23 protein-coding genes, 1 other RNA gene and 1 pseudogene are annotated in these 22839 nt (G+C 46.3%); 1 reads left to right on the forward strand and 24 read right to left on the reverse strand.

Features of this window, described 5'->3' with window-relative positions:
- Positions 1 to 45: 45 nt before the first annotated feature.
- The 3 genes from RQP52_RS11175 to RQP52_RS11185 form a co-directional block, all read right to left on the reverse strand.
- Entirely contained in the window at positions 46 to 261 is a 216-nt protein-coding gene (locus RQP52_RS11175; protein ID WP_274469359.1) for a DUF1540 domain-containing protein, read from the reverse strand.
- Between the two features lie 47 nt (positions 262 to 308).
- The gene (locus RQP52_RS11180; RefSeq protein ID WP_315951435.1) at positions 309 to 1403 is read right to left on the reverse strand and encodes a glycoside hydrolase family 15 protein; all 1095 of its coding nucleotides are present in this window, start codon (positions 1401 to 1403) and stop codon (positions 309 to 311) included.
- A 78-nt stretch (positions 1404 to 1481) separates the two neighbouring features.
- Complete coding sequence (locus RQP52_RS11185; RefSeq protein ID WP_127451891.1) at positions 1482 to 1982, reverse strand: YpuI family protein; 501 nt, start codon at positions 1980 to 1982, stop codon at positions 1482 to 1484.
- A 173-nt stretch (positions 1983 to 2155) separates the two neighbouring features.
- Here RQP52_RS11185 and RQP52_RS11190 point away from each other — a divergent pair, with 173 nt between their 5' ends.
- Entirely contained in the window at positions 2156 to 4096 is a 1941-nt protein-coding gene (locus RQP52_RS11190; protein ID WP_315951437.1) for a S8 family peptidase, read from the forward strand.
- 106 nt (positions 4097 to 4202) lie between these two features.
- Here the strand turns inward: RQP52_RS11190 and rnpB are convergent.
- The 21 genes and pseudogenes from rnpB to RQP52_RS11295 form a co-directional block, all read right to left on the reverse strand.
- Positions 4203 to 4620: RNase P RNA component class A (gene rnpB / locus RQP52_RS11195), an RNA gene on the reverse strand.
- A 90-nt stretch (positions 4621 to 4710) separates the two neighbouring features.
- Positions 4711 to 5820: a Nif3-like dinuclear metal center hexameric protein gene (locus RQP52_RS11200; RefSeq protein WP_315951438.1), complete on the reverse strand. Its 1110-nt coding sequence runs from the start codon at positions 5818 to 5820 to the stop codon at positions 4711 to 4713.
- Entirely contained in the window at positions 5796 to 6560 is a 765-nt protein-coding gene (locus tag RQP52_RS11205) for a tRNA (adenine(22)-N(1))-methyltransferase (protein ID WP_315951515.1), read from the reverse strand. Before RQP52_RS11205 ends, RQP52_RS11200 begins: the two co-directional genes overlap by 25 nt.
- Positions 6561 to 6563: 3 nt before the next feature.
- The gene (locus RQP52_RS11210) at positions 6564 to 7394 is read right to left on the reverse strand and encodes a hypothetical protein (RefSeq protein WP_315951439.1); all 831 of its coding nucleotides are present in this window, start codon (positions 7392 to 7394) and stop codon (positions 6564 to 6566) included.
- Between the two features lie 112 nt (positions 7395 to 7506).
- Entirely contained in the window at positions 7507 to 8622 is a 1116-nt protein-coding gene (gene rpoD / locus RQP52_RS11215) for an RNA polymerase sigma factor RpoD (RefSeq protein WP_127451881.1), read from the reverse strand.
- 37 nt (positions 8623 to 8659) lie between these two features.
- On the reverse strand, positions 8660 to 10507 hold the full coding sequence (gene dnaG / locus RQP52_RS11220; protein ID WP_315951441.1) for a DNA primase: 1848 nt from the start codon (positions 10505 to 10507) through the stop codon (positions 8660 to 8662).
- 49 nt (positions 10508 to 10556) lie between these two features.
- Entirely contained in the window at positions 10557 to 11021 is a 465-nt protein-coding gene (locus tag RQP52_RS11225) for a YaiI/YqxD family protein (protein WP_315951443.1), read from the reverse strand.
- 93 nt (positions 11022 to 11114) lie between these two features.
- Positions 11115 to 11930, reverse strand: a complete 816-nt coding sequence (locus RQP52_RS11230; protein WP_315951445.1) for a pyruvate, water dikinase regulatory protein — start codon at positions 11928 to 11930, stop codon at positions 11115 to 11117.
- A 183-nt stretch (positions 11931 to 12113) separates the two neighbouring features.
- On the reverse strand, positions 12114 to 12863 hold the full coding sequence (recO, locus tag RQP52_RS11235; RefSeq protein WP_315951447.1) for a DNA repair protein RecO: 750 nt from the start codon (positions 12861 to 12863) through the stop codon (positions 12114 to 12116).
- 45 nt (positions 12864 to 12908) lie between these two features.
- Positions 12909 to 13061 (reverse strand): YqzL family protein, encoded by a 153-nt coding sequence (locus tag RQP52_RS11240; protein WP_127451872.1) that lies wholly within the window; start codon positions 13059 to 13061, stop codon positions 12909 to 12911.
- A 96-nt stretch (positions 13062 to 13157) separates the two neighbouring features.
- Positions 13158 to 14057, reverse strand: coding sequence for a GTPase Era (era, locus tag RQP52_RS11245; RefSeq protein WP_315951450.1), 900 nt, complete (start codon positions 14055 to 14057; stop codon positions 13158 to 13160).
- A gap of 6 nt (positions 14058 to 14063) precedes the next feature.
- Positions 14064 to 14492, reverse strand: a pseudogene (locus tag RQP52_RS11250) (cytidine deaminase); the annotation flags it as partial.
- A gap of 16 nt (positions 14493 to 14508) precedes the next feature.
- Entirely contained in the window at positions 14509 to 15213 is a 705-nt protein-coding gene (locus RQP52_RS11255; protein ID WP_315951452.1) for a diacylglycerol kinase family protein, read from the reverse strand.
- The gene (ybeY, locus tag RQP52_RS11260) at positions 15213 to 15740 is read right to left on the reverse strand and encodes an rRNA maturation RNase YbeY (RefSeq protein WP_315951517.1); all 528 of its coding nucleotides are present in this window, start codon (positions 15738 to 15740) and stop codon (positions 15213 to 15215) included. The genes RQP52_RS11255 and ybeY overlap by 1 nt, the downstream gene beginning before the upstream one ends.
- 33 nt (positions 15741 to 15773) lie before the next feature.
- Positions 15774 to 18002, reverse strand: coding sequence for an HD family phosphohydrolase (locus tag RQP52_RS11265; protein ID WP_315951519.1), 2229 nt, complete (start codon positions 18000 to 18002; stop codon positions 15774 to 15776).
- 40 nt (positions 18003 to 18042) lie between these two features.
- Positions 18043 to 19008, reverse strand: coding sequence for a PhoH family protein (locus RQP52_RS11270; RefSeq protein ID WP_315951453.1), 966 nt, complete (start codon positions 19006 to 19008; stop codon positions 18043 to 18045).
- A 6-nt stretch (positions 19009 to 19014) separates the two neighbouring features.
- Entirely contained in the window at positions 19015 to 20208 is a 1194-nt protein-coding gene (gene yqfD / locus RQP52_RS11275; RefSeq protein WP_315951454.1) for a sporulation protein YqfD, read from the reverse strand.
- A gap of 28 nt (positions 20209 to 20236) precedes the next feature.
- Complete coding sequence (gene yqfC, locus RQP52_RS11280; protein WP_157321660.1) at positions 20237 to 20515, reverse strand: sporulation protein YqfC; 279 nt, start codon at positions 20513 to 20515, stop codon at positions 20237 to 20239.
- Between the two features lie 159 nt (positions 20516 to 20674).
- Positions 20675 to 21133: a hypothetical protein gene (locus RQP52_RS11285; protein WP_315951455.1), complete on the reverse strand. Its 459-nt coding sequence runs from the start codon at positions 21131 to 21133 to the stop codon at positions 20675 to 20677.
- Positions 21134 to 21148: 15 nt separating this feature from the next.
- Positions 21149 to 22141, reverse strand: coding sequence for a flotillin-like protein FloA (gene floA / locus RQP52_RS11290; RefSeq protein ID WP_157321664.1), 993 nt, complete (start codon positions 22139 to 22141; stop codon positions 21149 to 21151).
- 12 nt (positions 22142 to 22153) lie between these two features.
- A complete protein-coding gene (locus RQP52_RS11295; RefSeq protein WP_315951456.1) occupies positions 22154 to 22825 on the reverse strand; it encodes an NfeD family protein in 672 nt (223 codons plus the stop codon).
- Positions 22826 to 22839: the final 14 nt, after the last annotated feature.

Raw genomic sequence — 22839 nt, forward strand, 5'->3', positions numbered from 1 at the left:
GCTCCTTGGTGGTTTTATCCAAATTGCCTCCATGCTGGCGCATGATTACTGCTTCTTCTTTGCTTGAAAGGTGTGGCAGCAAGTGTTCGCGGCTTTGCTCGCTGCATCTTGATGATCGGTATCGAATGATTCCCCTGCAAATTCTTCATTGTAACTGGCGTTGGCATGCTGATCTACTTCAATCATGATGGTTCCTGCGTTGCAGTTGTTACCTTGCGTCCAATATTCGCAGTTGGCAACTGAACATTTTACATCTGGCATAGTCATCACCCCACTAACAATTTGCCCGCTATTAGGGCGAGCTATGCTCAGGCAAGACTGTCAGATAGCACCAAGAACATCGCGTGAGACCATAGCAGCGGCAGCGCGGGTTCCCCCCATTTGCCCAACCACTCCGAATACGCAGAAGACTCTCTTAGTTGATCAGGGACTTGTTCAGGAAGGCGTCCAAGGTCATCAGCTTTGCTTATGATCCATTCCAGACAGCGCTGCGCCTCTTCACGGTTTCCGAGTTCTACTTGATACAACCCATACCAGGCCGTAAGCAGAAGCCATTCACCGCCGCCATAGTAACGGTCTTCGACATAGCGCTGAATACCCTCGTGTTTCAGTTCTCTCTCAATCATTTGTACCGTTTTCCGCATAATAGGCTCGTCTGCTTCGCATACGCCAAATGGAACGGCAAGCCACAGCAGACTTGCATCTACGCCCGTTAAGGCCGGTTTCCATATTTCATCCAGACAGTGAACAGACTTCACAAATCGGCCCTCGTAGACGCAATTGCTAAGGATGAAGCTCTTAACCATAGACGCCTTCTCCAACAGCTGAGGACGCTGCTCTAATTCTCCCAGTGCCTTCAAACCGCCATACACACAGGCCAGTGTTGCAGGATGAACATAATCTGGAAACTCTTCCCAACAATCAAAGTTCGGGTAATGCCAGAACGTCATCAAATAATCAACTGTAATCTCAATACTTTCCCGGAGTTCATTCAGCATCTCTTTATTCCCGGTCGTTTTCACATGTTCCGTAAGTCCCCACAGCCAAGCCCCATAACCATCCAATTGAAAGTGGCCCCATTCCGAAACATCGTCTCGGCCATCCAGATGATAACGTGTCCCCAAAAACTCGGAACGGTCGATCCACTCTTTGTTATTGTGTTTATGTATAAGCGCATCAACATGCGAACGTTTGTTCCTTAACACTCCAGCAACCCATCTATGGAAAAGCGCTGAGCTGTCTGTCTCTCCCACACAATCCATTGCATTTGCTATAAATGTTCCGTCTCGCAGCCAACTGTATGCATAAGGTGGGAAAAGTGGAGATGCGATGTACCCTCCGCGAGGATGCTGATTGCTTTTAATAATCGAGATCGAGTGGTTGATTAACTGTTCACGCTGCATGCACCATGTCCCCTTTTAAAAGAAAAGAGATGCGCTACTAGCCGCATCCCTTATATCTTTTGTAATTTTACATCACAATTATACTTTTTCACCTTGCATACGGCGCTGCGTGATGTAATCTGTCTCATAATAAGCCAGATCTTCGCGAAGCTCTTCGAATACTTTAGACAATTCAATGGTTAAATCTCTCACATCACGGGAAGGCTTTTTGCGGAAACGAATAGCATCTTGTCCGGTATAAGCATAACGCCCATCCTCGGAGTAGCATTCATTCTTAGGATAGAAAAATGTATTCACGCAAGTATGATATACCTCATACAATACTTTTTCCGAAAAATCAACATTAAAAGTTGGTCGTCTCAAGCTTACGCCCAATTTCTCATAGGCCACTTCACAGAAAACTAATAGATGACGCGTATCTTGGAGATAACCACGATAAAATTCATCCATAGCGGGATCATTCTCTACATTGAGTTGTGAAAGCGAATGTTGATTCAGAAACAGCTCCATTTTAGCGGTTGTTTCTTTTAACTTCGTACGTGTTGAATCACAAATATTTTTGACATTAAAAACAGCCATTTATGAAGACCTCCTCTAATTGCGCTATTCCTATCCTACCATAAATTAACCTGAAAAGGTATATGTAAAACTCCCGATTCCATGCATAAAAGACTCCCTCGAACCTCACTCTAATCAAAGACACTGCATTTGCTGACAGAAGCGGAGAAACGAGTTCAGAAGGAGGACTATCGATGTGGCGTTATCTATCTTCTATTTGTCTAGTTCTTGGATTAGGTTTCGTTCTATTTCCCCACCACTCGAATAACGAGAATACACCTGGTCCTGAGGTTTACAGCGCGAAGTATGAGACGGATCAGAAGCTTTCCTTACTACAGCAAGATGTGAAGTTAACTGATGATTTATGCCGCTCCCAGTGCTCCATTGATTACACCAAGATGATTTCGCGAATTGAATCAGGTGAGTCCGCAGCCAAAGTGCTTGGGGATATGAAGACACAGCATGAAAAAATGGATGTTCTGATTTGGTCAAAAAACAAACAAGCTTTGGATCAAGGGATAAAAGTTGGAGAAATTCCTGCATCCTACAAAGATCAAGCAAGTAAGTATTTAGCGGAAGCCAAAGCAGCTACAGAGTCAGGCAAGCATTATCAGTCACCGAAATTTGGGGCCGCGCAGCAGGTGTTTTTTGTCCAGGGGACTCCATCTACAGACGGTAACTCTTCGCTCATAGGCGTTATTCATCAGGACATTCTTCATCAAGTAACTGACCATCAGATGAAAAATTTACGTCTGGAGCCTTATCCAAACGAAAATCGTTGGAAAGTCGAGTCGGTAGATACAGATACTTTAAAAGACAAAGTGGTGGATCATCCGGAAGATAATCAAGGCACGAGCCACTATCATCAAAACGAAGTTGTCGTTAAGTTCAAGAAAGACCCTACCGAAGCTCAATTATCTCAAATTAAGTCGGAAATCAAATCCAATTCGATGCAAAAGCTGGGCTACACATATGTTTTCCGCACGGAAGGCATGGAAGCTAAAGCTTTAATGGCCTATTTTAAAAAATGGGATGTCGCTTATGTTGAGCCTCATTTCTTATATTTGACCAATGATTATTATGATGATCAAGAAGCTTCCGATGCAAAGGATTCAAGCGACTATGCCGATAGCACTGACAGCACAACAAGCCCTGACGAAACAACGAGCATTGCTCCGAATTTCAAGCCTAATGACAATTTGTACAGCAGGTATCAATGGAATCTACCACTGATTGAAACTGAACAAGGTTGGCAGGTAAACCGAGGCACTAAAGATGTCATTGTGGCTGTTGTAGACACAGGAGTGGACTTGCAGCATCCAGATTTAAAAGATAAGCTTCTGCCTGGTTATAATGTGATCAGCAGCGCTGATCAACCGCAGGATGATGTTGGGCACGGAACTCACGTAACAGGAGTCATTGCAGCTCTGGTTAACAATAATTTAGGAGTAGCAGGAATCAGTTGGTATAACAAAGTACTGCCGGTTAAAGTCTTGGATCAAACCGGCGCAGGCAGCACTTATTCCGTGGCTCAAGGCATTATCTGGGCTACTGATCATGGTGCCAAAGTGATGAATTTAAGTTTAGGCAACTATGCGGATTCCGGATTTCTGCATGATGCTATTAAATATGCCTACGACAAAGACGTGGCATTAATCGCGGCAAGCGGAAATGACAATACGGAACGGCCAGGCTTCCCGGCCGCTTATCCTGAGGTGTTCGCTGTCGCAGCCAGCGATGCAGAGAACAACAAAGCTCCTTTTTCCAATTACGGAGACTATATTGATGTAACGGCGCCGGGTGTGAGTATCGCAAGTACGTATCCTAACAATCAATATGCCGCATTGTCAGGCACTTCCATGGCGAGCCCGCATGTGACAGCATTAGCAGCTTTGATCCGCTCTACAAACCCTAATTTGAAGAATACGGAAGTTTATCAAATAATGAGAGACACTGCACAAGATATTGGCACCCCGGGTCATGATAAATACTTCGGGTATGGTCTGATCGACGTCGTCAAAGCCGTTCAAAAAGCGGAAGAACAACCGAATATCGGATTCGACTGGCCTTCCCGCTGGTTTCGGCAGATGAATCTTGTTTCCAAGAAATATGCAGGAGTTGCCTTGTACAAATAAAAAAAGGCTGCCCTATGGTTTCGATTTATTCGAAACCTAGGGTGGCCTTTTTGCTTGCAAAAAATGAAATACCCGCAAAGCCGAAGCCTTGCGGGTAACCGACAGTATGGAAAGTTTGCCGTAAGCCGGGTTCTGTACTTCCGGTGGTCATAACGGGCGTCTGTCCCCTGCCACCATTGAAGCGACAATCATCTATCTAGGCCATACATTGCTGCACAGCTCAAGCGACCAACCCGAACGCGTCTCAGGCGAAGACTGCTGTCTCGAAGACAGCTAGCGTTCCTCTAGGTCTTGCTCCAAGTGGGGTTTACCAGGATCTATGTCACCATAGAACCTCGTGGTCTCTTACACCACGGTTCCACCCTTGCCTGATCTCATCCGAAGATGAGCCATCGGCGGTCCATTTCTGTGGCCCTATCCTTCAACTCGCGCTGACTGGACGTTATCCAGCACCCTGCCTTATGGAGCCCGGACTTTCCTCTCGCTGTGGCTTACCCACAGCCAGCGATTGTCTGTCAAACTTTCCGACGCATTTGCTAGTATACTAGGAATGTCTCCGAAATACAACTGTTGTTCGTTTCCTCGCCTGCCATTAGCAATTCTAAAGGAGTAGCCTACAGGAACTGGAATGGTTCCGTGTTCACTTCGGAGGCCAACACTTGCGTATCCGTTTTGGTTAATTGCGCGGCGAGATAGTCCGCTACGCCGCGCTTCATGATCTTCTCGACGTTATGCCCAACGTCGATCAAAGTCAGCCCTGCCGCGAGCGCATCGTGCGCGGTATGGTAGTCAATGTCGCCGGTGACCAGCACATCGGCGCCGGCAAACATGGCGTGCCGCATATAGCGGCCGCCGGAACCTCCGAGCACGGCCACCTTGCGGATAGGCCGTGATAGATCACCTACGACGCGCACCATCGGCACGTCGAAAGCCGTCTTCGCGAGCTCCGTCAGCTCGCGAAGCGTCATCGGCGCGGGCAGCTTGCCCACGCGCCCGAGACCGAACACTCTACCCTTGAGGTCCATCGGGTAGAGGTCATAGGCCACCTCCTCGTAGGGGTGGGCCTTCAACATCGCTTGTACCGCCTTGCGCTGGACGCTGGCGGTTACGATCGTCTCGACGCGTACTTCCTGTACGCGTTCAAGCTTTCCTGCTTCCCCGATATACGGGTGAGTCCCTTCCTGTGGAAGGAACGTCCCCGTTCCGGGGATGTTGAAGCTGCAGTGGCTGTACTGCCCGATCCACCCCGCTCCCGCGGTGAAGAGGGCATCCAGCACTGCCTGGTGATGCGTCTCAGGCACGAAGACGACTAGCTTTTGCAGCTTCTCTGTATGCACATCCTCGAGATGCGTGAGCTCTTTGAGGCCGAGTTTATCCGCCATCATATCATTGACTCCGCCTTCGGCCACATCCAGATTCGTATGTGCGATATAGACGGCAATGTCGTTTTTGATTAATTTTTCATAGAGTCTGCCTGCTGGCGTATCCGTCTGAAGATGGGCAAGCGGCCTGAAAATGATCGCATGATGAGCAATAATAAGATTAGCGCCTAGTCGAATCGCTTCGTCCACCACTTCATCATTAACATCCAGGGCAACGAGCACCTTCTGAATCTCCTTTTGCAAAGAGCCCAACTGTAAGCCAATTTTATCATCAGGCATCGCATAATGCTTGGGTGCCAGCTGTTCAAACAGCTGAATTACGGTTTGACCTTTTGCAAACAAGCGAGTACCTCCTTTATATCCTTGATTTCTTGCGCGATTTGCTCAGCTTTCACGGCTGATGCTTCCGCTGTTGAAAGCTTCAATTGACCTTCAATCATCGCCAATTTCTTCAATTCGCTATCCCACTTGCTGAACCATACCTCAGGAGCTTCTTCTAATAAATAAGGTCCCATTTGAAGCAGCCGCTCTTTGCTCACAACGATCCCGCCAGACAACGTACGTTCGGCATAAAGAGCTTCCTGAGAGTTCTTGTCCTGAGCACTTCCTGCTGTTGCCGTCAAAATCTCATAGATCTTCCCGTCTTCTTCCAAGATGGCTTCTGCAACCAAATTCCAGCCTTCTGCAAGCAGCCATTTGCGAACCTGATCTTCGCCGACATTCGGCTGTAAAATCAAATGCGTAACACCTTCGAGCTTTTGCTTGCCTGCTTCTAAAATACTCGCCATTAAACTGCCGCCCATACCGGCAATCGTGATGACATTCACTTCACCTGGTTCAATGACCGCCAGACCGTCACCGGATCTTACGCTTATTTTTTTAGACAAACCGCTCTCAAGCACTTGACGTGTCGCCGCCTCGAAAGGACCAGGATTAACTTCACCTGCTACGGCAAACACAATCATGCCTTGTTGAGCCAAAAAGGTCGGCAGCAAAGCATGGTCGGAACCAATGTCCGCCACCTTAGAACCTACTGGCACACGATCTGCAATCATTTGCAATCTCTTCGATAATTTTACCATCACTTAAACGACCCACTCTACCCATTTTTTACGCAGCAAGAAAAATGCCGCGCCCGCAGAAACCAACTTCCCTGTAAACGATAATTGAATGACGCGGGAACTCATATCAACATCTGTCAGAAACGTCATCGCTTCAGGGATAAACCAAACCAAAACGCCGACAACTAGAAGCACACTTGCTGCTTGCTTATTGGTATGATGCGCAAGCCAAGCAATCCATATAAGTACAATACTAACCGGAATCCAACTAATTTCAAGTGAGAACCAACCTGGATTGCTCAGTTTTTGCAAAAGCAACCAACCGTAAGTTCCTACCAGCCCTAACCAACCGCAGAATTGGAAAATCCCCATTTTCCCTATGACGCCGTTGATTAACCACACGACACTGCAAAACGCCAAATAACCAATATACGTATAAGGAGAATTCACCTGATACATATCCATTAAATATAGTCCCAGCAGCAGTAAAGCTATTGAAGAAACACCGCAAAGAAGATAAGAAATCACGGGGGATTTAGGAAATTGACGATACGCAAACGCATAACAAACGATGACAAAAAGTGCGGAAATTCCAATTTGCATTGGCATTCCAAAAGAGTTAAAATTAAGAGCAGATAAGGCCAGAGCGGCTATGACCGCCATTATGCCTAACCATATTTTCCAAGAACTGTTTGCAATCGAAGAGGCAGAAACCCCCATGATGGATGCTTGTTTCGGAGTTGTTTCATCCATGTACAAATTCAACAGAAAATCACAATAGTGTTCAGGAAGCAGTTTGCTTCTCCGCCAGTGATCGATTTCTTTAACTATTACTTTTCTTTTCTCTGTATCCATATCATCGCTCACCTTCCTACTACTTTATCGGTGATTTCATGCTTAGGTTTTAGTAGTACTTTTGCAATAAAAAAAGACCCCGCCGAAACTGGCAGGGCCCTCTCACAGCGATTTATTCCAAGAAATCCTTCAAACGTTTACTACGGCTAGGATGTCTCAATTTACGCAAAGCTTTTGCTTCAATTTGACGAATCCGTTCACGTGTAACACCGAACACTTTACCTACTTCTTCCAATGTGCGTGTACGGCCATCATCCAGACCGAAACGTAAGCGAAGCACATTCTCTTCTCTCTCAGTCAACGTATCCAATACGTCCTCTAGTTGCTCTTTCAGAAGTTCATAAGCAGCAGCATCTGCCGGCGCTAACGCTTCTTGGTCTTCAATGAAATCTCCCAAATGCGAGTCATCTTCTTCACCAATTGGTGTTTCCAATGATACAGGCTCTTGTGCAATTTTCATGATTTCACGTACTTTATCCGTACTCAGATCCATCTCTTTTGCAATTTCTTCAGGAGTGGGTTCGCGCCCAAGCTCTTGCAGCAATTGACGGGAAACACGAATCAATTTGTTGATGGTTTCGACCATATGTACAGGAATACGAATCGTTCTCGCTTGGTCTGCAATTGCGCGGGTGATGGCTTGACGAATCCACCAAGTTGCATACGTAGAGAACTTGTAACCTTTCGTGTGGTCAAACTTCTCAACCGCTTTAATAAGCCCCATATTCCCTTCTTGGATCAAGTCCAAGAACAACATGCCACGGCCTACATATCTTTTGGCGATACTTACAACGAGTCTTAGGTTCGCTTCTGCCAGGCGCCGCTTCGCCTCTTCGTCCCCGTTCTCAATCCGTTTGGCTAAACCCACTTCATCTTCCGCAGAAAGAAGCGGTACACGACCAATTTCTTTCAAATACATCCGAACTGGATCATTAATCTTAATCCCTGGCGGCAATGCCAGATCATCATCGAAGTTAAATTCATCGCGATCATTTTCTTCAGGATTCATGGAATCGTCATCCGATTCATTCCCAACATCGATACCTTGCTCCGATAGCTGCTCAAAAAACTCATCGATTTGCTCAGGATCCTGATCGAAGGGAGCTAATTTTTCCATAATATCCTTGTAAGTTAGTGAGGACCGCTTTTTCCCTTGCTCGATAAGCTGGTCTTTCACCTGGTCCAAGGTCAACTCTGTCTCTAGTTCTGTACGCTGATCATTCGCCATAGTACGGACTCCCTCCTCCCTAGTCAATTCAGTAGTTCTACGTTGACTTCAATCGTTTTTCTAGGGCGATAATTTCAATTGCAATTTGTGCTGCTCGAAGATGGTCGCCCTCGCGCTCGGCGCGAACACGTTCTTCTTTCTTGCGTTCAATTTCTTCTTGCATTGGAACTTTACGAATTTGGCGAATATAGTCGTCAATCACTTGTTCGTTCATTCCATGACCCGCTCCCATCATAACGATGGAACTGGCCAAGCTCTCCAGCTGTTCGTCTTGCAGCATGGCAATGTATCGGCTTGCATCCGGCTCAGCATTCTGAGCGTAGTAAGCATATAAATAAGCAGCTAAGACTGCGTGAGCTTCAACATTGAATTGATCTCCCAGCTGTTCTTCCACGTGCGCGCAAACATCGCGATCATGCATCATAACAGCCAAAATCAATCGTTCAGCATTGTGATAAGCTGGCAAAAGCGAAGGCGTTTTCTTGCGTGTTCGTTCCGCTGTTCTCCCATTATTCATAACATTATTCCACAGAATTGGTTTATTATCCCCATCCGGTCGGTTTTTTTCCGATTGCAGCAAGATTTCGTGAAGGTCTAACTTCATCGCCTCATAAGAGGAATCCGGGAATTCAGAAGCCAACTGCTTCAAGTAATGTTCTCTTTCCATCGGAGAATGTAGTTCACTAATTAACTTCACAGCGGATTGCAGATAACGAAGTCGGTCACCGTCCTCATGCAACTTAAAATTTTTGCGGATGTACAAAAGCTTATATTTCATCGACGGTACGGCAGGTTCAATAATCTCCCGTACGAATCGGTCAAAACCATATTGTTTTACATAATCATCGGGGTCCTTGCCATCCGGCAGCATCGCTACGGTAACTCGGCTTCCCGTCTCTTCCAGGATCGGAATGCTTTTGAAAGCAGCCGATTGTCCGGCATTATCCCCGTCGTAACATACGACGATTTGGTCGGCGTTACGGTTCAGCAGCGCCGCGTGTTCTTTCGTCAGTGCAGTTCCCATCGTGGCGACACCATTGCTAATACCTGCTTCCCAAGCTTTGATCACATCTACATAGCCTTCAAAAAGGACTGCTTGCTGCAGTTTTCGCATATTAGGTCTAGCCAAGTGAAGATTATACATGGTCCTGCTTTTATTAAAAAGAGCAGACTCGGGACTATTTAGATACTTGGGCTGAGCATCCCCCATTGACCTTCCGCCAAACGCAATGACCTTACCGGCAGCATCGCAAATGGGGAACATAATACGCTCCCTGAATTTATCCACGTAGCCAGTTCCTTCGTGTTTGGCTGAAATTAATCCGCCCTTCTCCATCAGGGAGAGATCGAACTCACGCTTCACTAGTTGCTGGACTAACGTATCCCACATTGCAGGGGCATAACCGATTTGAAACGTATCGATCAGCTTATCCGAAATACCTCTTGAAGCCAAGTACCCTTTTGCCACTTTGCCTTGCTCTGTATTGCCTAAAATATAATGATAAAGTTTAGCAGCAAAGTCATAGGCTTTCAGCAGGGCTGCTTTCTCTTGCTGTTGCTCGGTCTGCTCCTCGGACGCTTCCTCCCAAGTAATCGGGATATCCGCTTCTTCCGCCAGCTTCGTAATGGCTTCTGAGAAACTTAGGCCTTCTATTTCCATAACGAAACGAATTAAATTCCCGCCTACATTGCACCCGAAGCAACGATAAATTTGTTTTTCCGGCGTAACAGTGAAGGAAGGGCTCTTTTCTGAATGGAAAGGACATAGCCCTTTCATATAATGCCCTTGTTTGCTCAAATGTACGTGTCTGCCAATCACATCAACGATGTCATGGCGCTTCAGTACAGCCTCAATGACCTCTTCAGGTATGCGTCCGTACCTCATGTTATTTCCACCCACAATTCAGGTCGCTTTTCCGACTAAGTACTATTCGCTACTCTTTCTCGATTTCCTGCAATTTTTTTAAAAGTTTTGTCAAACCGTGTAGAAAATATTTACGATCCTCATCCGTAAAGGGTTTTGGCCCCTTTGAATGTTTGCCCGCTCTTCGCATCTTTGCTGAAGTATGACGGCGATCCAACAAGAAATCAATCGAGCTGTCCGTATATTCCTGACCCCGATTCGTCAAACAATACGAGCCTTTCGCTAACCCAAGCGCTGCGAGACCGAAATCCTGCGTCACCAAAATATCACCAGACTTAATTTGATTGGCGATATACAAATCAACGGATTGATCGGAGCGATCCACTTGTACGACCCTAACACCAGGGTTCATCTTCATCCGATGATCAAACGAAGCAACTAGAACAACTTGTACACCGAACTGCCTGCCTGCTTCTTCTATTTCGGACTTCACGGGACAAGCATCGGCATCAACGATTATACTTCTCGCACCCATACGGTTCAGCCCACGCCCTTTTTTGACGAAATCTCACCGTACTATTATATACGATGAACTTCTAAAAAATCCTGCAAGTAGAAACATAAAACCTTACTGGACATGTTCAATATGATCCATAACCAGACTTGCCGTTTCCTCTACGGCGCGATTCGAGACATCAAAAATGACACAACCGATTTTGCTCATAATTTTGTCAGCAAAAGCCAGTTCTATTTTAATACGTTCCACATTCGCATAGGTTGCATTTTCTGCAAGTCCGAGTGTGCGAAGCCGCTCTTGGCGAATCACATTCAGCTTATCCGGATCAATCCGGAGGCCAATAATTTTATCCTTTGAAACCGTATAGATAGCAGCAGGAGGCTGCATTTCAGGCACTAAGGGTACGTTTGCCACTTTAAATCTTTTGTGTGCTAAATACATGGATAAAGGCGTTTTGGACGTGCGGGACACGCCGAGAAGGATGATATCTGCTTTTTGAATACCGCTAAAATCTCGGCCATCATCATATTTAACAGCAAACTCAACTGCTTCAACCTTTTTAAAATAGTCCTCATCGAGCGGGTGAATCATACCTGGCTGTCTACGCGGCTCTTGGCGCAGGGCCTGCTCTAAGGTGTTCACCACGGGTCCAAGCAGATCGATATGCGGGATGCCGTGCTCTTTTGCTTTGGCAATCAGATCGTCACGAAGTTCCGGTATGACCAAGGTAAAAACAACAATACCGCCATGAATTCGAATCGCATTAATCACTTTATCGATGCCTTCGATATCATGAATAAACGGCGCCCTAACAATCTCCACAGGAACGGGATGAAATTGCATGGCAGCTGCGCGTACAACAGACTCCCCTGTTTCCCCGACAGAGTCAGAAACGACATAAACTCGAGTAGGTAATGGATGATCCATTTTCCTATAGCCCCTTTCAACCATATCAGCAGGGACCAGGCCCTACATTAGCATTTGTATGTGAAGTAGTTTCGAACAGAACGTAAGCATAAAAAAACTCACCGATATGCGGACAGCACAAAGGCGAGGTGTTTTCCACCACATCATATCAAAGCGAACAACACATGTCAAATAAGACCAAGTTTATATATTGTATTTTTCCATTTGTTCGATAAAGTCTCTTGATTTCCATTTCACACCGATATGTATATCCATATAAGTTCTCATGCATATCTTAAGCTGTGCCTTCGTTTCATCCTTGACCTGCACGGCGCCAAGTCTGCGCATATCCATGCGCGGGAATAATTTAAGCAGCTTGAGCGCGCCTTCCCCAACACGAATGGCAACAGTATCTTTATAACGGCATCTACTGCACAATGTACCGCCCATGGAAGGGCTAAAGTGGGTGATGTCTGAGGTTTCACCGCAAGAAACACACGCGTCAGTGACAGGCAAATAACCGGCCAACTCAAACATTTTCATTTCATAGAGGTGAACAACGATTTGCATATCCTTGCCCTCTTCGATCGCCATTAACCCCGCTTTCAGCTGCTCAAACAGATAAGTACTGCCTTCTTCATCGCCAAGCATACGATCCGTCATTTCAGCCAAATAAGAGGCATGTGCAGACATGTGCAAATCTTCTCGCAAAGCATGATGCGCTTCAATGATTTCCGCAGAATTCAATGATCCCATTTGGCCGCGCGTTTTAAAAAAAACAAAATCGCCGTACGTAAAAAGCTGCGTAACGGCGGCATGTCTACTTTTCACTTTCTTCGCACCCCGAGCCATGACTCCAACCTTACCTAGCTCGGGGGTGAACAGACTAATGATCTTGTTCCCCTCTCCATAGTCCATACTACGGAGTACGATCCCCTGTACACTACGCAGCAAATGATTTCCCCCATGTTCGCCGCTCTGAGTTTACGAATCGTTCACCTACAAATTCAGACCTTCAAGCGGCTCTTCATTACTTTGATCCTCTTCCTGTACATCCGTGTCCATGCCGGGTTGCCCGGTAACTTGTTTGTACAAAAGATAGGCATCTACATCACCGGTCTTTGAAAAATACGTCCACGAAAAATCTTTCATGTTCAGCATCCTCCCCATCGAACGTGATGTTCATAGGATGTGCAGAGAAAGCTTCTCTATGCGGACAAATAACTGGAACTCATAGGTAATTGACAATTAATCGTGGCGGAAACCGAGATCCTTCAGCACCCTGTCTTGGTTTCTCCAGTCTTTCTTGACTTTTACCCAAAGCTCTAAAAAGGTTTTGGAGCCAAGCAGCGTTTCGATATCTCTACGGGCTTGCCGGCCGATTTCTTTGAGTAAGCTGCCTTGTTTACCGATAACGATACCTTTCTGGGAATCGCGTTCGACAAAGATAACCGCGGAAATATGCACAACACCGTTGGATTCCACACGCATATCCTCGATTTGGACAGCAATGGAATGCGGAATCTCTTCGCGGGTCAAATGCAGTATTTTCTCGCGAACAAGCTCTGCGCACACGAACTGCTCCGGATGATCAGTGATCTGATCAGCTGGGTAGTATTGTGGCCCTTCCGGTAAATATTTAATAATTTGCTCTAAAAGCGTCGTTACGTTATTGCCTTTGAGCGCCGAAACCGGCACAATTTCTGCAAAGTTATACAGATCTTTGTACTGTGTGATGATGGCAAGCAACGCTTCCGGTTGCACAAGATCAATTTTGTTTAAGACCAAAATAACCGGCGTTTCAACATGCTTTAACTGTTCAATAATATATCTGTCTCCGCCGCCAATACCGTCAACGACATCAACAAGGAAAAGAACGGCATCTACCTCTCCTAGGGTGCCATGAGCAACTTTACTCATATAATCACCTAATTTGGAAGTCGGCTTATGAATACCTGGAGTATCCAAGAAGACAATCTGTCCATTTGCTGACGTATATACACCATGGATCTTGTTTCTTGTTGTTTGAGGCTTGTCTGACATGATAGCGATTTTTTGTCCGATGATTTGATTCATCAACGTTGATTTCCCAACGTTCGGACGTCCGATGATTGCGACAAAGCCTGATTTAAATTCTTTTTTAGCCACTTCTAATTATCCTCCATTTGAATGCAAATCTTTCGTTGTAAAAGCGCCCGGCAATAAAGCGGAAACCGTTGTTTCAGCAAAATCCCCTTTGAGATTACCAAGATAAACGGGCATATCCGGCCCACATAGCTCAACTAGTACCTGTCGGCAAACGCCACAAGGTGAAATTGGTTCTTCCGTATCTCCCATGACAGCAATGGCCCGAAAGGAGCCTGCTTTGTGCCCATCTGCAATTGCGCGGAAAAGCGCAGTCCGCTCAGCGCAGTTCGTAGGCCCGTATGCGGCATTCTCTACATTACAGCCGTAATGAACATGGCCCTCCGCATCCAGAAGAGCCGCGCCTACGTTAAAATGAGAATATGGCGTGTAAGCTCTCTTCATCGCTTCTTTAGCGTGTTGAATGAGTTCTTGTTGATTCATGGCCATCATCCTTCTTTCTGTATTAGTAACGTTATAACATGTTTAGGCAAGATAAAGCTAGGATTGTGACAACTGTACCAATAAGCGCTCCTAGAAAAAGCGCAGGAAATGGACGTGTCTTTTTGTCGTATAGCATAATAAATATAAGTGCAGCGAGCGTATACGCAAGCAGCGCAACAATCGTCTGTGAGACGAATATGGCAATAACCGTGGAGATCGAGAAAGCAATTGCCGTCAATAAACTGGGACGGACTAACTTCCCTTTGTCCGAGAAACGCGTTTCGATGACAATAACGGTCAGAATGACCAAGGCGATGAGTACCCAAATCGTCCCTGCGGATATCTGCGTATCCTGTGTTCTGGATGCACGCAGAAGCTGATCAATCGGTTCATAGAAAACAATCATCCCAACGATGACTGCAAAACCGGCAGACACCAAGACGGACGCCGCGGCGACGTCCTTTGCGATTTTGGCTAACGGATGGCGCTCCGGCATCGCCAGATCCACCGTCTTTTCCACAGCCGTATTAATCAGTTCTGTTACAATCATTAAGGTTACGGCTAGTAAGATAAACAGAATATCCGTTTTGGGCAATCGTGCAAACAAAGCAGCCAACAAAACAAGAAAAGCAACGCAAAAATGGAATTTCATATTGCGTTGCGTATCTAAGGCATATTTGATTCCTTCATAGGCATACCGGAAGCTTCTGCGCCATTTACGGAAGCCGTCTGACATTAGCGGGTTAAACCTGCTTTCTGCAAAATGTCCTCCTGCTTAGCAAACATAATCTTCTCTTCCTCTTCACTTTGGTGATCGTAGCCGATTAAATGCAAGAATCCGTGAACAAACAAGAAGCCAAGTTCGCGTTCTACAGAATGTCCATAATCTTCCGCTTGAGCAATTGCGCGCGGAACCGAAATAATAATATCCCCTAGCGGTTCAATGAATGCTTCGGACACCGTCTCATCATCTTCGAGTCCTTCTCCGCTATACTGCTCATTATCTTCATAGTTAATCTGAATCTCATCTTCGCCGAACTCGCTCATCGCAAAAGACAGCACATCGGTAGGCTTATCCAGATCGCGATACTGTTTATTTAGCTCTTGGATCGCTTCATCATCGACGAACGTAAGGGCAACTTCACCAGCTGTAACGCCTTCAAGCTCACCAGCTAAACGCAGCAATTCCTCGATTTTCTCTATAAAAGCCGGCGTGATCTCTTTCTCTTCCTGCTCACTGCTCCACTCTAGCGTTAAATCCATGCTTGCCATGTGCGGCCCCCTCCTGTCAGTTGGTTATGTCCCTGTTTTCTTAGGCGACAGTTCGTTTGGATACTCAATCCTCGCATGGAAAATGCCCAGCAAGGTCTCGTTCAATGTTTTGGCGATTTTGTCCAGTTCCTTAAGCGTGATGTCACATTCATTGAATTGACCATCATCTAATCTGGATTTGATGATTTTGTGCACCATGGAATCGATTTGCTCCAATGTTGGATTGCGCAATGAACGAACGGCTGCCTCAACACTGTCAGCAATTCCCACAATAGCGGCTTCTTTAGACTGTGCTTTAGGCCCCGTGTAACGGAAATCCTCTTCGCGGATCTCCTTCTCGCTGCCTTCTTCTTCGGCCTGCTTTACCGCTTTGTGATAGAAAAAATGCAGCAGCGTTGTACCATGATGCTGTTCGGCAATATCTCTGATCGCTTTGGGCATTTTGTAATCCTTCAGCATCTCCACGCCATCACGAGGATGAGCGATAATGATGGATTTGCTTAAATTCGGATCGATGCGGTCATGCGGGTTCTCAATATTGGTTTGATTTTCGATGAAATAACTCGGTCTTTTCGTCTTTCCGATATCGTGATAATAAGAGCCGACTCTGCAGAGAAGTCCGTCTGCGCCGATGGACTCAGCAGCCGCCTCAGATAAATTACCGACCATGACACTGTGATGGTATGTTCCTGGTGTCTCCGTAAGCAGCTTTCGCAGCAAGGGATGATTCGGGTTCGAAAGCTCCACCAGTTTAAGCGGTGAAAGAATGCCGAAGGCAACCTCGAAGAACGGCAGCAAGCCAATAACGAAAACAACCGTTAATAATCCACCGGCAGCGGCGAAGGAAAGCGACATGATCGCTTCGCGCTGCTGGAAATGATCTTCCATAAGCAGCATGGATGTGATCGTAAGCATTGCGAAAAACGCAATCATCAGGCCCGCTTTCAAGATTGTAGCGCGCTGGCTAGCTCGTTGAATCGTAAATACCGCACTGTAACAAATAACCAGGGACACTAACCCGTACCGGAAGTCAAAAAGAAGCGTATGCTCCGTATTAAAAATAATACTTGCCATTAAAGAGAATAAGACCGATGAAATAAAAGCCAGCGGAGAATCCAATAAAATGGCAATCAGAATACTTCCTAATGCAGTCGGTGCCAGGTAGCCGATAAACGGATAGTCCAAGTTTTGGACAAGTGAGATGATTTTCATACACGTGATATTGATTAAAAAAATCAAAATCAGCATCAGAAGCTGAGAGTTATTGTATTTAATAGCAAGCTGGCTCTGCCGAACGAACATAGAAATAACAAAAGACAATAAAGCGGAGAGCATCGCTAAACCAATTTGAGGCAAGTGATTCGCTTTGCTTTTGAGCAATTCCAGTTTGTCCAATCTTGCATAAATCTCTTCGGTGATGACATCTCCGACCTTCACGAGCACATCATTTTTGTTGATGTACACCGGTTTAACATTCTCTCTAGCTTGTCCTTTGGCATCATCAGTACCCTTTTGATCAAAGAACTTATTCGGCGTGATGACGGCCCGAGCAATCTCTGTAACCATTTCACGCATCGTATTTTTCGCCAGGTTCGACGTATTCACCATCTCGGCCACTTTAGCTCTTGCCGTCTGAGCGTCAAGAATTTGATCGTTCATCAACTTCGTAACGATATCCTTGGTTACAGGGCGCATGGCCGTCAAGTCATCCTTGGTCAAGCGAGGAAGCTTGAAATAAGACTCCTCAGGCAGCGGATACTGCTGCTCGGCTAAACCTTGTTGGATCTGCTCAATCAGCGTTTCATTATACTGAGCGCTTGTGCTGAGCGATTTGATCGACTGATTCTCCAAGTCACTGATCAACTGAGGAATTACACGACGGAAAATGCTGACTTTGTCATCGAATTTCACTTCTTCATCGGCATTAATTTGTAATAATTTATCATAAATGGCGTCAATCATCGTATCATTTTTGAGATTTACAATGCGGTAAACAGGCTGAACCCGCTTCGCCGCATCTTCTTTCGCTTGTTCCGTCGCTATCGCGTTCTCAATTTGTCTTGGCGCATAAATCGTTGTTTCACTGGTTGTTCCTAGCTCAATGTCATAAACCTGAGGAACGAGCTTTGCATAAAGAGATATATAGAAAACTAAAGCCAGCAAGAGAAACAACAGTATCCGAATACCCGTACTGTATTTCCATCCGTTCAGCTGGTAATGAAATTTACCTTTCATTTGCACTTCATTTTTCATCACGGAAGGTCATTCCTCTCTACCTGACAAACCAGCACAGTTACTTATCCTTCTCAGCATTGTAGGCCACAATGATCTTCTGAACGAGTGAATGTCTCACAACGTCCTGCTCATCAAAGTAAATAAAGCCAAGCTCCTCAATCCCATCAAGAATTCGAGCAGCTTCTACAAGTCCTGATGACTTGCCGCGCGGCAAATCGATTTGCGTCACGTCACCGGTAATGACCATTTTGGATCCAAAACCGAGCCGTGTTAGAAACATTTTCATTTGTTCAGGTGTCGTATTTTGGGCTTCATCTAGAATAATAAATGAATCGTCCAAGGTTCTCCCGCGCATATACGCTAGCGGAGCAATCTCGATCAGACCGCGCTCTAAAGACTTCGCTACCTGATCAGGTCCCAAGACATCATTAAGAGCATCATACAATGGGCGCAAATAGGGGTCAACTTTTTCCTGTAGATCGCCGGGTAAAAAGCCCAGACTTTCCCCTGCTTCAACCGCCGGCCGCGTTAAAATAATTCTTTTGACAGCGCCTTCTTTCAGACGCGTAACGGCGAGTACGACAGCCAAATAGGTTTTGCCTGTACCGGCAGGTCCAATTCCAAAAACGATATCTTTCTTCTTGATCGTCTCTACGTATTTCCGCTGTCCAATCGTTTTGACGCGAATTGGTTTACCGCGGTGCGTTGTCGTAATCTCTCCTTTGAACAAATCCAGCAATTGATCCGCTTTCATCTGCTTAGCGAGCTCAACGGCATACAGCACATCCCGCTCTGTCAACGTGTAGTTATTGCGGATGAGCTGCAGAAGAACTTCAAAAAGCTGCTGAAGCGAATTCACTTCCGCAGCCGGACCTTGAATCGTTATTTCGGCTTCACGCGTAAAAATTTGCGCGTTAATCTCTCTTTCAATTACATGCAGAAATTTGTCCTGGGGACCAAACAATGCCAGCCCTTCGGTCGGGTTTTTCAATGTTAGTTTTACGGATTGTGCGTTTTCTACCAACAGGTCTCATTCTCCTCGTATGACAATTGGTTGTTCTTCGGCGATATTCTCTTCGACTTCAAAATGCACGTCTATATAAATTTTACCATTCTCTGATTTTTCATGCAAAATTTTTTCACCTACGAGTCTAGCATCTGGCCCTGTAGCGCTGAGCAACTTCGCTCTAGCCTGCTCCAGGCCTGTCTTTTTAGCGATTGCGGGATCAATGGGCTCTTGTACGACTTCAACCTCCATGACCTTTTCATGCAACCAACCGATAGGCAATGTAAAAGAGCGCCAGGCCAATGTTTTGCGTTCCGGAATCGTTTCAAAATGCTCATAACCCAAATTTCCATAGCCGCTAACTTGTAAAGCTCTTGTACCGAATACGAGATAATTGCGAGTAGTTGCCTCTCCTGTATATGCTTTATAAGTTTTCGTAAGCGGGGACTCAATTCGGGAGGTATACCAAACGATACCTCTTACCTTGCCGCTAGCAACGACCACTTGGCTATTCTGCTCATCTCCAATCGTGCCCGAAATAAGCACGTCCCCTTTTTTCACATACGTATTGGGCTTTACCATTGGTTTGCCTTTCTCCGATAAAATCTCTGTCACAAGCGCGTTTTTAGCGGCAACGAGATTGCGTGGATTCTTAAGATCCTGCTTTTCAGGTATCGTTGCTTCCACCACTTTAATCGTGATATGCGTCCCACGTATTTCTACGCCAACCCATGCCGTTCCAGGCAGCATACCCTGTATCTCTCGCGACAAATCCTCCGCCTTTTTCAGCCGGAATTTCCACTGATACATATGTATGCCTTGTTTGGAGGCTGCCTGTAGAATTTCCGCTTCCGAGATGCGGTCATTGCCCTCCACGGTGATTTGCCAGACAAGCGAGGTTAATACGTATAACCCGATAATAAATGCAGCTATCCCGCCCAGAAAGACCTTTCTGCGCCCCAATCTCTCCATAAAAAAAGGAAGCCCGTACCGCTCTAGGACATGCACCCGGCAGCCTGTCCGTTTGAGAAGCGGCTTAAGCTTGAAGAAATCTTTAATCAGGATATTAAGCTCGAGCTTGCCATCTTCGGCAGCTTTAATATCCCATATGGAGAACGCCTTCTCCATCATGGGATTAATCAGCTTTTCACATCCATTTCCCCGAATTTGAATGCGCACATACCCGCGCAAACGGGCAATGAACATTGATTGTTTCATAACCCAGCACCCCTTCCCCGTCTTTCATCTATGGCATGTATCTGACATCGTCGATCAAGCCTTCAATAAAAACTTCCTCCGAGAGAATCGCTCGAATGACCAAGTTTTTACCGAACACTTCAAGCGTCCCTTTCGTTAACTCAAGCTTTAAGTTTTCACTGGAAAAATGGAGTACGCCCCGGTGATTCTCCACATAAAGCTGCACGTTGCCGATCATCGTGATTCGCGGCAAGTCCTGCACCACATCCTGGGGAAGATCCAGAATTTTGGCCGTGAACTGGTTCCATTTGCGGCTCAAGCGACGCATAGCTGGGCACTACCCCCTCTAACTGGATGATCATAACGACAGAAAAGTCGCATAGCTTTCTACCAAATTATGCGGTTTGCACCGGATTTATGTGAAAAAACTGGAAAACAAAAAGCACCTTTCCCGATTGTTCGAGAGAGGTGCCTGCTTCTTTGGCTGCTATCTTCGATAAGACTTTTTCGACCGTGGAGGACCCAGAATTTCAGCCCACACAACACCTTGCAGAAGCTGATCTTGATTAGGTGACTCTGGAAATGGAGTTGGCGCTGTAAGATCGCCTTCATAAACGGACGAGCCCCCTAAATCCGATTGCTTAGGGGAACTAAAAGGAGAAACTTTCGTCTTCGGATTAGATGCTGCGTTATGCGACGCGCTAGGACGACGGAGTTCGTCTCGTAAGCCTCCCGGAGGCTCAGTTGGAGCATTAACTTTCCGCTCCAGTTCCCTGGCCTCAGAACGCCGCCGAGCTTGACCAGGGGACTCCCCAAATGTCGGCATGCCCATTCTCTGCCCTTTTTGACTCGCTCGGCGCCCTTTGTTCTGTAGTTGATACAAGAAGGTAATCGCAATAATAACCAAATACCAATGTTTAAATAGAAATTCAATGAGCTGTTCCACGCAATCACCTCATGCCTAGGAGTCTTTCTCGCTCTTACCGTCGTTAATTTTACCGAGTGTTGAGCGCATTTGAGTGTCTGCGTCAATATTTTTGAGATTCATATAGTCCATTACGCCGAGTTTGCCGCTGCGCAGTGCTTCTGACATCGCAAGAGGCACCTGCGACTCCGATTCGACTACTTTTGCACGCATCTCTACGACCTTAGCTTTCATCTCCTGCTCAGCCGCAACCGCCATGGCCCGTCTTTCCTCGGCTTTCGCTTGAGCGATACGCTTGTCAGCTTCCGCTTGTTCCGTTTGCAGATGTGCACCGATGTTTTTCCCGACATCTACGTCTGCAATATCGATAGACAAAATTTCAAAAGCCGTTCCGGCATCCAACCCTTTGCCAAGAACCGTTCGGGAAATGAGATCCGGATTCTCGAGAACGTCTTTATGTGAATCGCTGGAACCAACCGTGGTGACAATCCCCTCGCCGACGCGGGCAATGATGGTTTCTTCCCCGGCGCCACCGACTAAACGCTCGATATTAGCGCGTACCGTCACTCTGGCAATAACCTTGACTTCAATCCCGTTCTTGGCAACAGCTGAAACGTTCGGAGTTTCAATGACACGCGGATTGACACTCATCTGTACGGCTTGCAGCACATCGCGGCCTGCCAAATCGATTGCTGCCGCACGTTCAAATTCCAAATGGATTTTGGCCCTGTGGGCGGCAATCAGGGCGTTCACGACTCTGTCGACATTACCGCCGGCAAGGAAGTGACTCTCCAACTGATTGATGCTTAAATCAAGACCGGCTTTGGTCGCTTTAATCATCGGGTTCACGATTCTGCTTGGTGTAACTCGACGCAGTCTCATAGCAATTAAAGTAATAATGCTAATCCGCACTCCTGATGCTAGGGCTGAAATCCACAACATGACCGGAACAACACTGAGCAGTATCGAAAGCGCAATAATGATGATAGCCGCGAGCAGTACTAAATATAACCCTGGTTCAATATTCATTCATTTTTCCTCCTAAAGATGATTAGCCTGCTTAGTTTCAATCTCTTTCACAACAACACGAGCCCCTTCAACGTCTACAACGATAATTTCCTTGGCATTCGAAATAAAGCTCCCGTCCGTCACGACATCAACGCGTTCTCCCTGAATGATCGCTGTGCCAGCCGGCCGCAATGGCGTTACCGATTGCCCTGTAAGCCCTATTAAATGCGTTCTGTCCGAGCTGGACGTAAAGCCCTTGTCCGTTGTCAGCTGCTCCTTCAAAATAAATCGATTCCACACCCCGCGGTGTTTAAAAGTTTTAATGGCATAGGCAATGACAACAATGGCTACCAATAACGCGATTCCCAGCATGACCGCGGCATCCATAGGGTTCGAAGAAGCGAGCAGCACTCCGCCAAATAGGCATATGGCACCCAGCACACTAAGAATCCCGAAACTTGGAACGACCAGTTCCAAAATAAGAAGCACTAAGCCAATGCCAAACACGGCCAAGTCACCGAACCCGGCAAATCCCGCCAAATAAAACCCAAGAAAATAAAGAGCAAAACCAGCTACGCCCGCTAACGCAAGCAAACCGCTGCTGAAAAAAAGAAGCTCTAAAGCGATTCCAATAATACCGACCATCAATAACACGGTCGCAGTAATGGGATGGGTCAGAAAGGCCGATAAGTTTTCTGCAAACATCATCTTCCACTCCT

The sequence above is a fragment of the Paenibacillus violae genome, assembly GCF_032461945.1.
GTDB lineage: Bacteria > Bacillota > Bacilli > Paenibacillales > NBRC-103111 > Paenibacillus_E > Paenibacillus_E violae.

What these genes read in the sequence shown, in the direction of transcription:
- RQP52_RS11240 (WP_127451872.1), bottom strand. Translation starts at nt 13,061, where the DNA reads ATGAAAGATTTTTCGTGGACGTATTTTTCAAAGACCGGTGATGTAGAT.
- yqfC (WP_157321660.1), bottom strand. Translation starts at nt 20,515, where the DNA reads ATGCGTCGCTTGAGCCGCAAATGGAACCAGTTCACGGCCAAAATTCTG.
- RQP52_RS11225 (WP_315951443.1), bottom strand. Translation starts at nt 11,021, where the DNA reads ATGGGTGCGAGAAGTATAATCGTTGATGCCGATGCTTGTCCCGTGAAG.
- RQP52_RS11210 (WP_315951439.1), bottom strand. Translation starts at nt 7,394, where the DNA reads ATGGATACAGAGAAAAGAAAAGTAATAGTTAAAGAAATCGATCACTGG.
- RQP52_RS11255 (WP_315951452.1), bottom strand. Translation starts at nt 15,213, where the DNA reads ATGTCAGACGGCTTCCGTAAATGGCGCAGAAGCTTCCGGTATGCCTAT.
- RQP52_RS11295 (WP_315951456.1), bottom strand. Translation starts at nt 22,825, where the DNA reads ATGTTTGCAGAAAACTTATCGGCCTTTCTGACCCATCCCATTACTGCG.
- ybeY (WP_315951517.1), bottom strand. Translation starts at nt 15,740, where the DNA reads ATGGATTTAACGCTAGAGTGGAGCAGTGAGCAGGAAGAGAAAGAGATC.
- floA (WP_157321664.1), bottom strand. Translation starts at nt 22,141, where the DNA reads ATGAATATTGAACCAGGGTTATATTTAGTACTGCTCGCGGCTATCATC.
- RQP52_RS11230 (WP_315951445.1), bottom strand. Translation starts at nt 11,930, where the DNA reads ATGGATCATCCATTACCTACTCGAGTTTATGTCGTTTCTGACTCTGTC.
- RQP52_RS11265 (WP_315951519.1), bottom strand. Translation starts at nt 18,002, where the DNA reads ATGAAAAATGAAGTGCAAATGAAAGGTAAATTTCATTACCAGCTGAAC.
- dnaG (WP_315951441.1), bottom strand. Translation starts at nt 10,507, where the DNA reads ATGAGGTACGGACGCATACCTGAAGAGGTCATTGAGGCTGTACTGAAG.
- RQP52_RS11190 (WP_315951437.1), top strand. Translation starts at nt 2,156, where the DNA reads ATGTGGCGTTATCTATCTTCTATTTGTCTAGTTCTTGGATTAGGTTTC.
- yqfD (WP_315951454.1), bottom strand. Translation starts at nt 20,208, where the DNA reads ATGAAACAATCAATGTTCATTGCCCGTTTGCGCGGGTATGTGCGCATT.
- RQP52_RS11205 (WP_315951515.1), bottom strand. Translation starts at nt 6,560, where the DNA reads ATGGTAAAATTATCGAAGAGATTGCAAATGATTGCAGATCGTGTGCCA.
- RQP52_RS11185 (WP_127451891.1), bottom strand. Translation starts at nt 1,982, where the DNA reads ATGGCTGTTTTTAATGTCAAAAATATTTGTGATTCAACACGTACGAAG.
- rpoD (WP_127451881.1), bottom strand. Translation starts at nt 8,622, where the DNA reads ATGGCGAATGATCAGCGTACAGAACTAGAGACAGAGTTGACCTTGGAC.
- RQP52_RS11180 (WP_315951435.1), bottom strand. Translation starts at nt 1,403, where the DNA reads ATGCAGCGTGAACAGTTAATCAACCACTCGATCTCGATTATTAAAAGC.
- RQP52_RS11175 (WP_274469359.1), bottom strand. Translation starts at nt 261, where the DNA reads ATGCCAGATGTAAAATGTTCAGTTGCCAACTGCGAATATTGGACGCAA.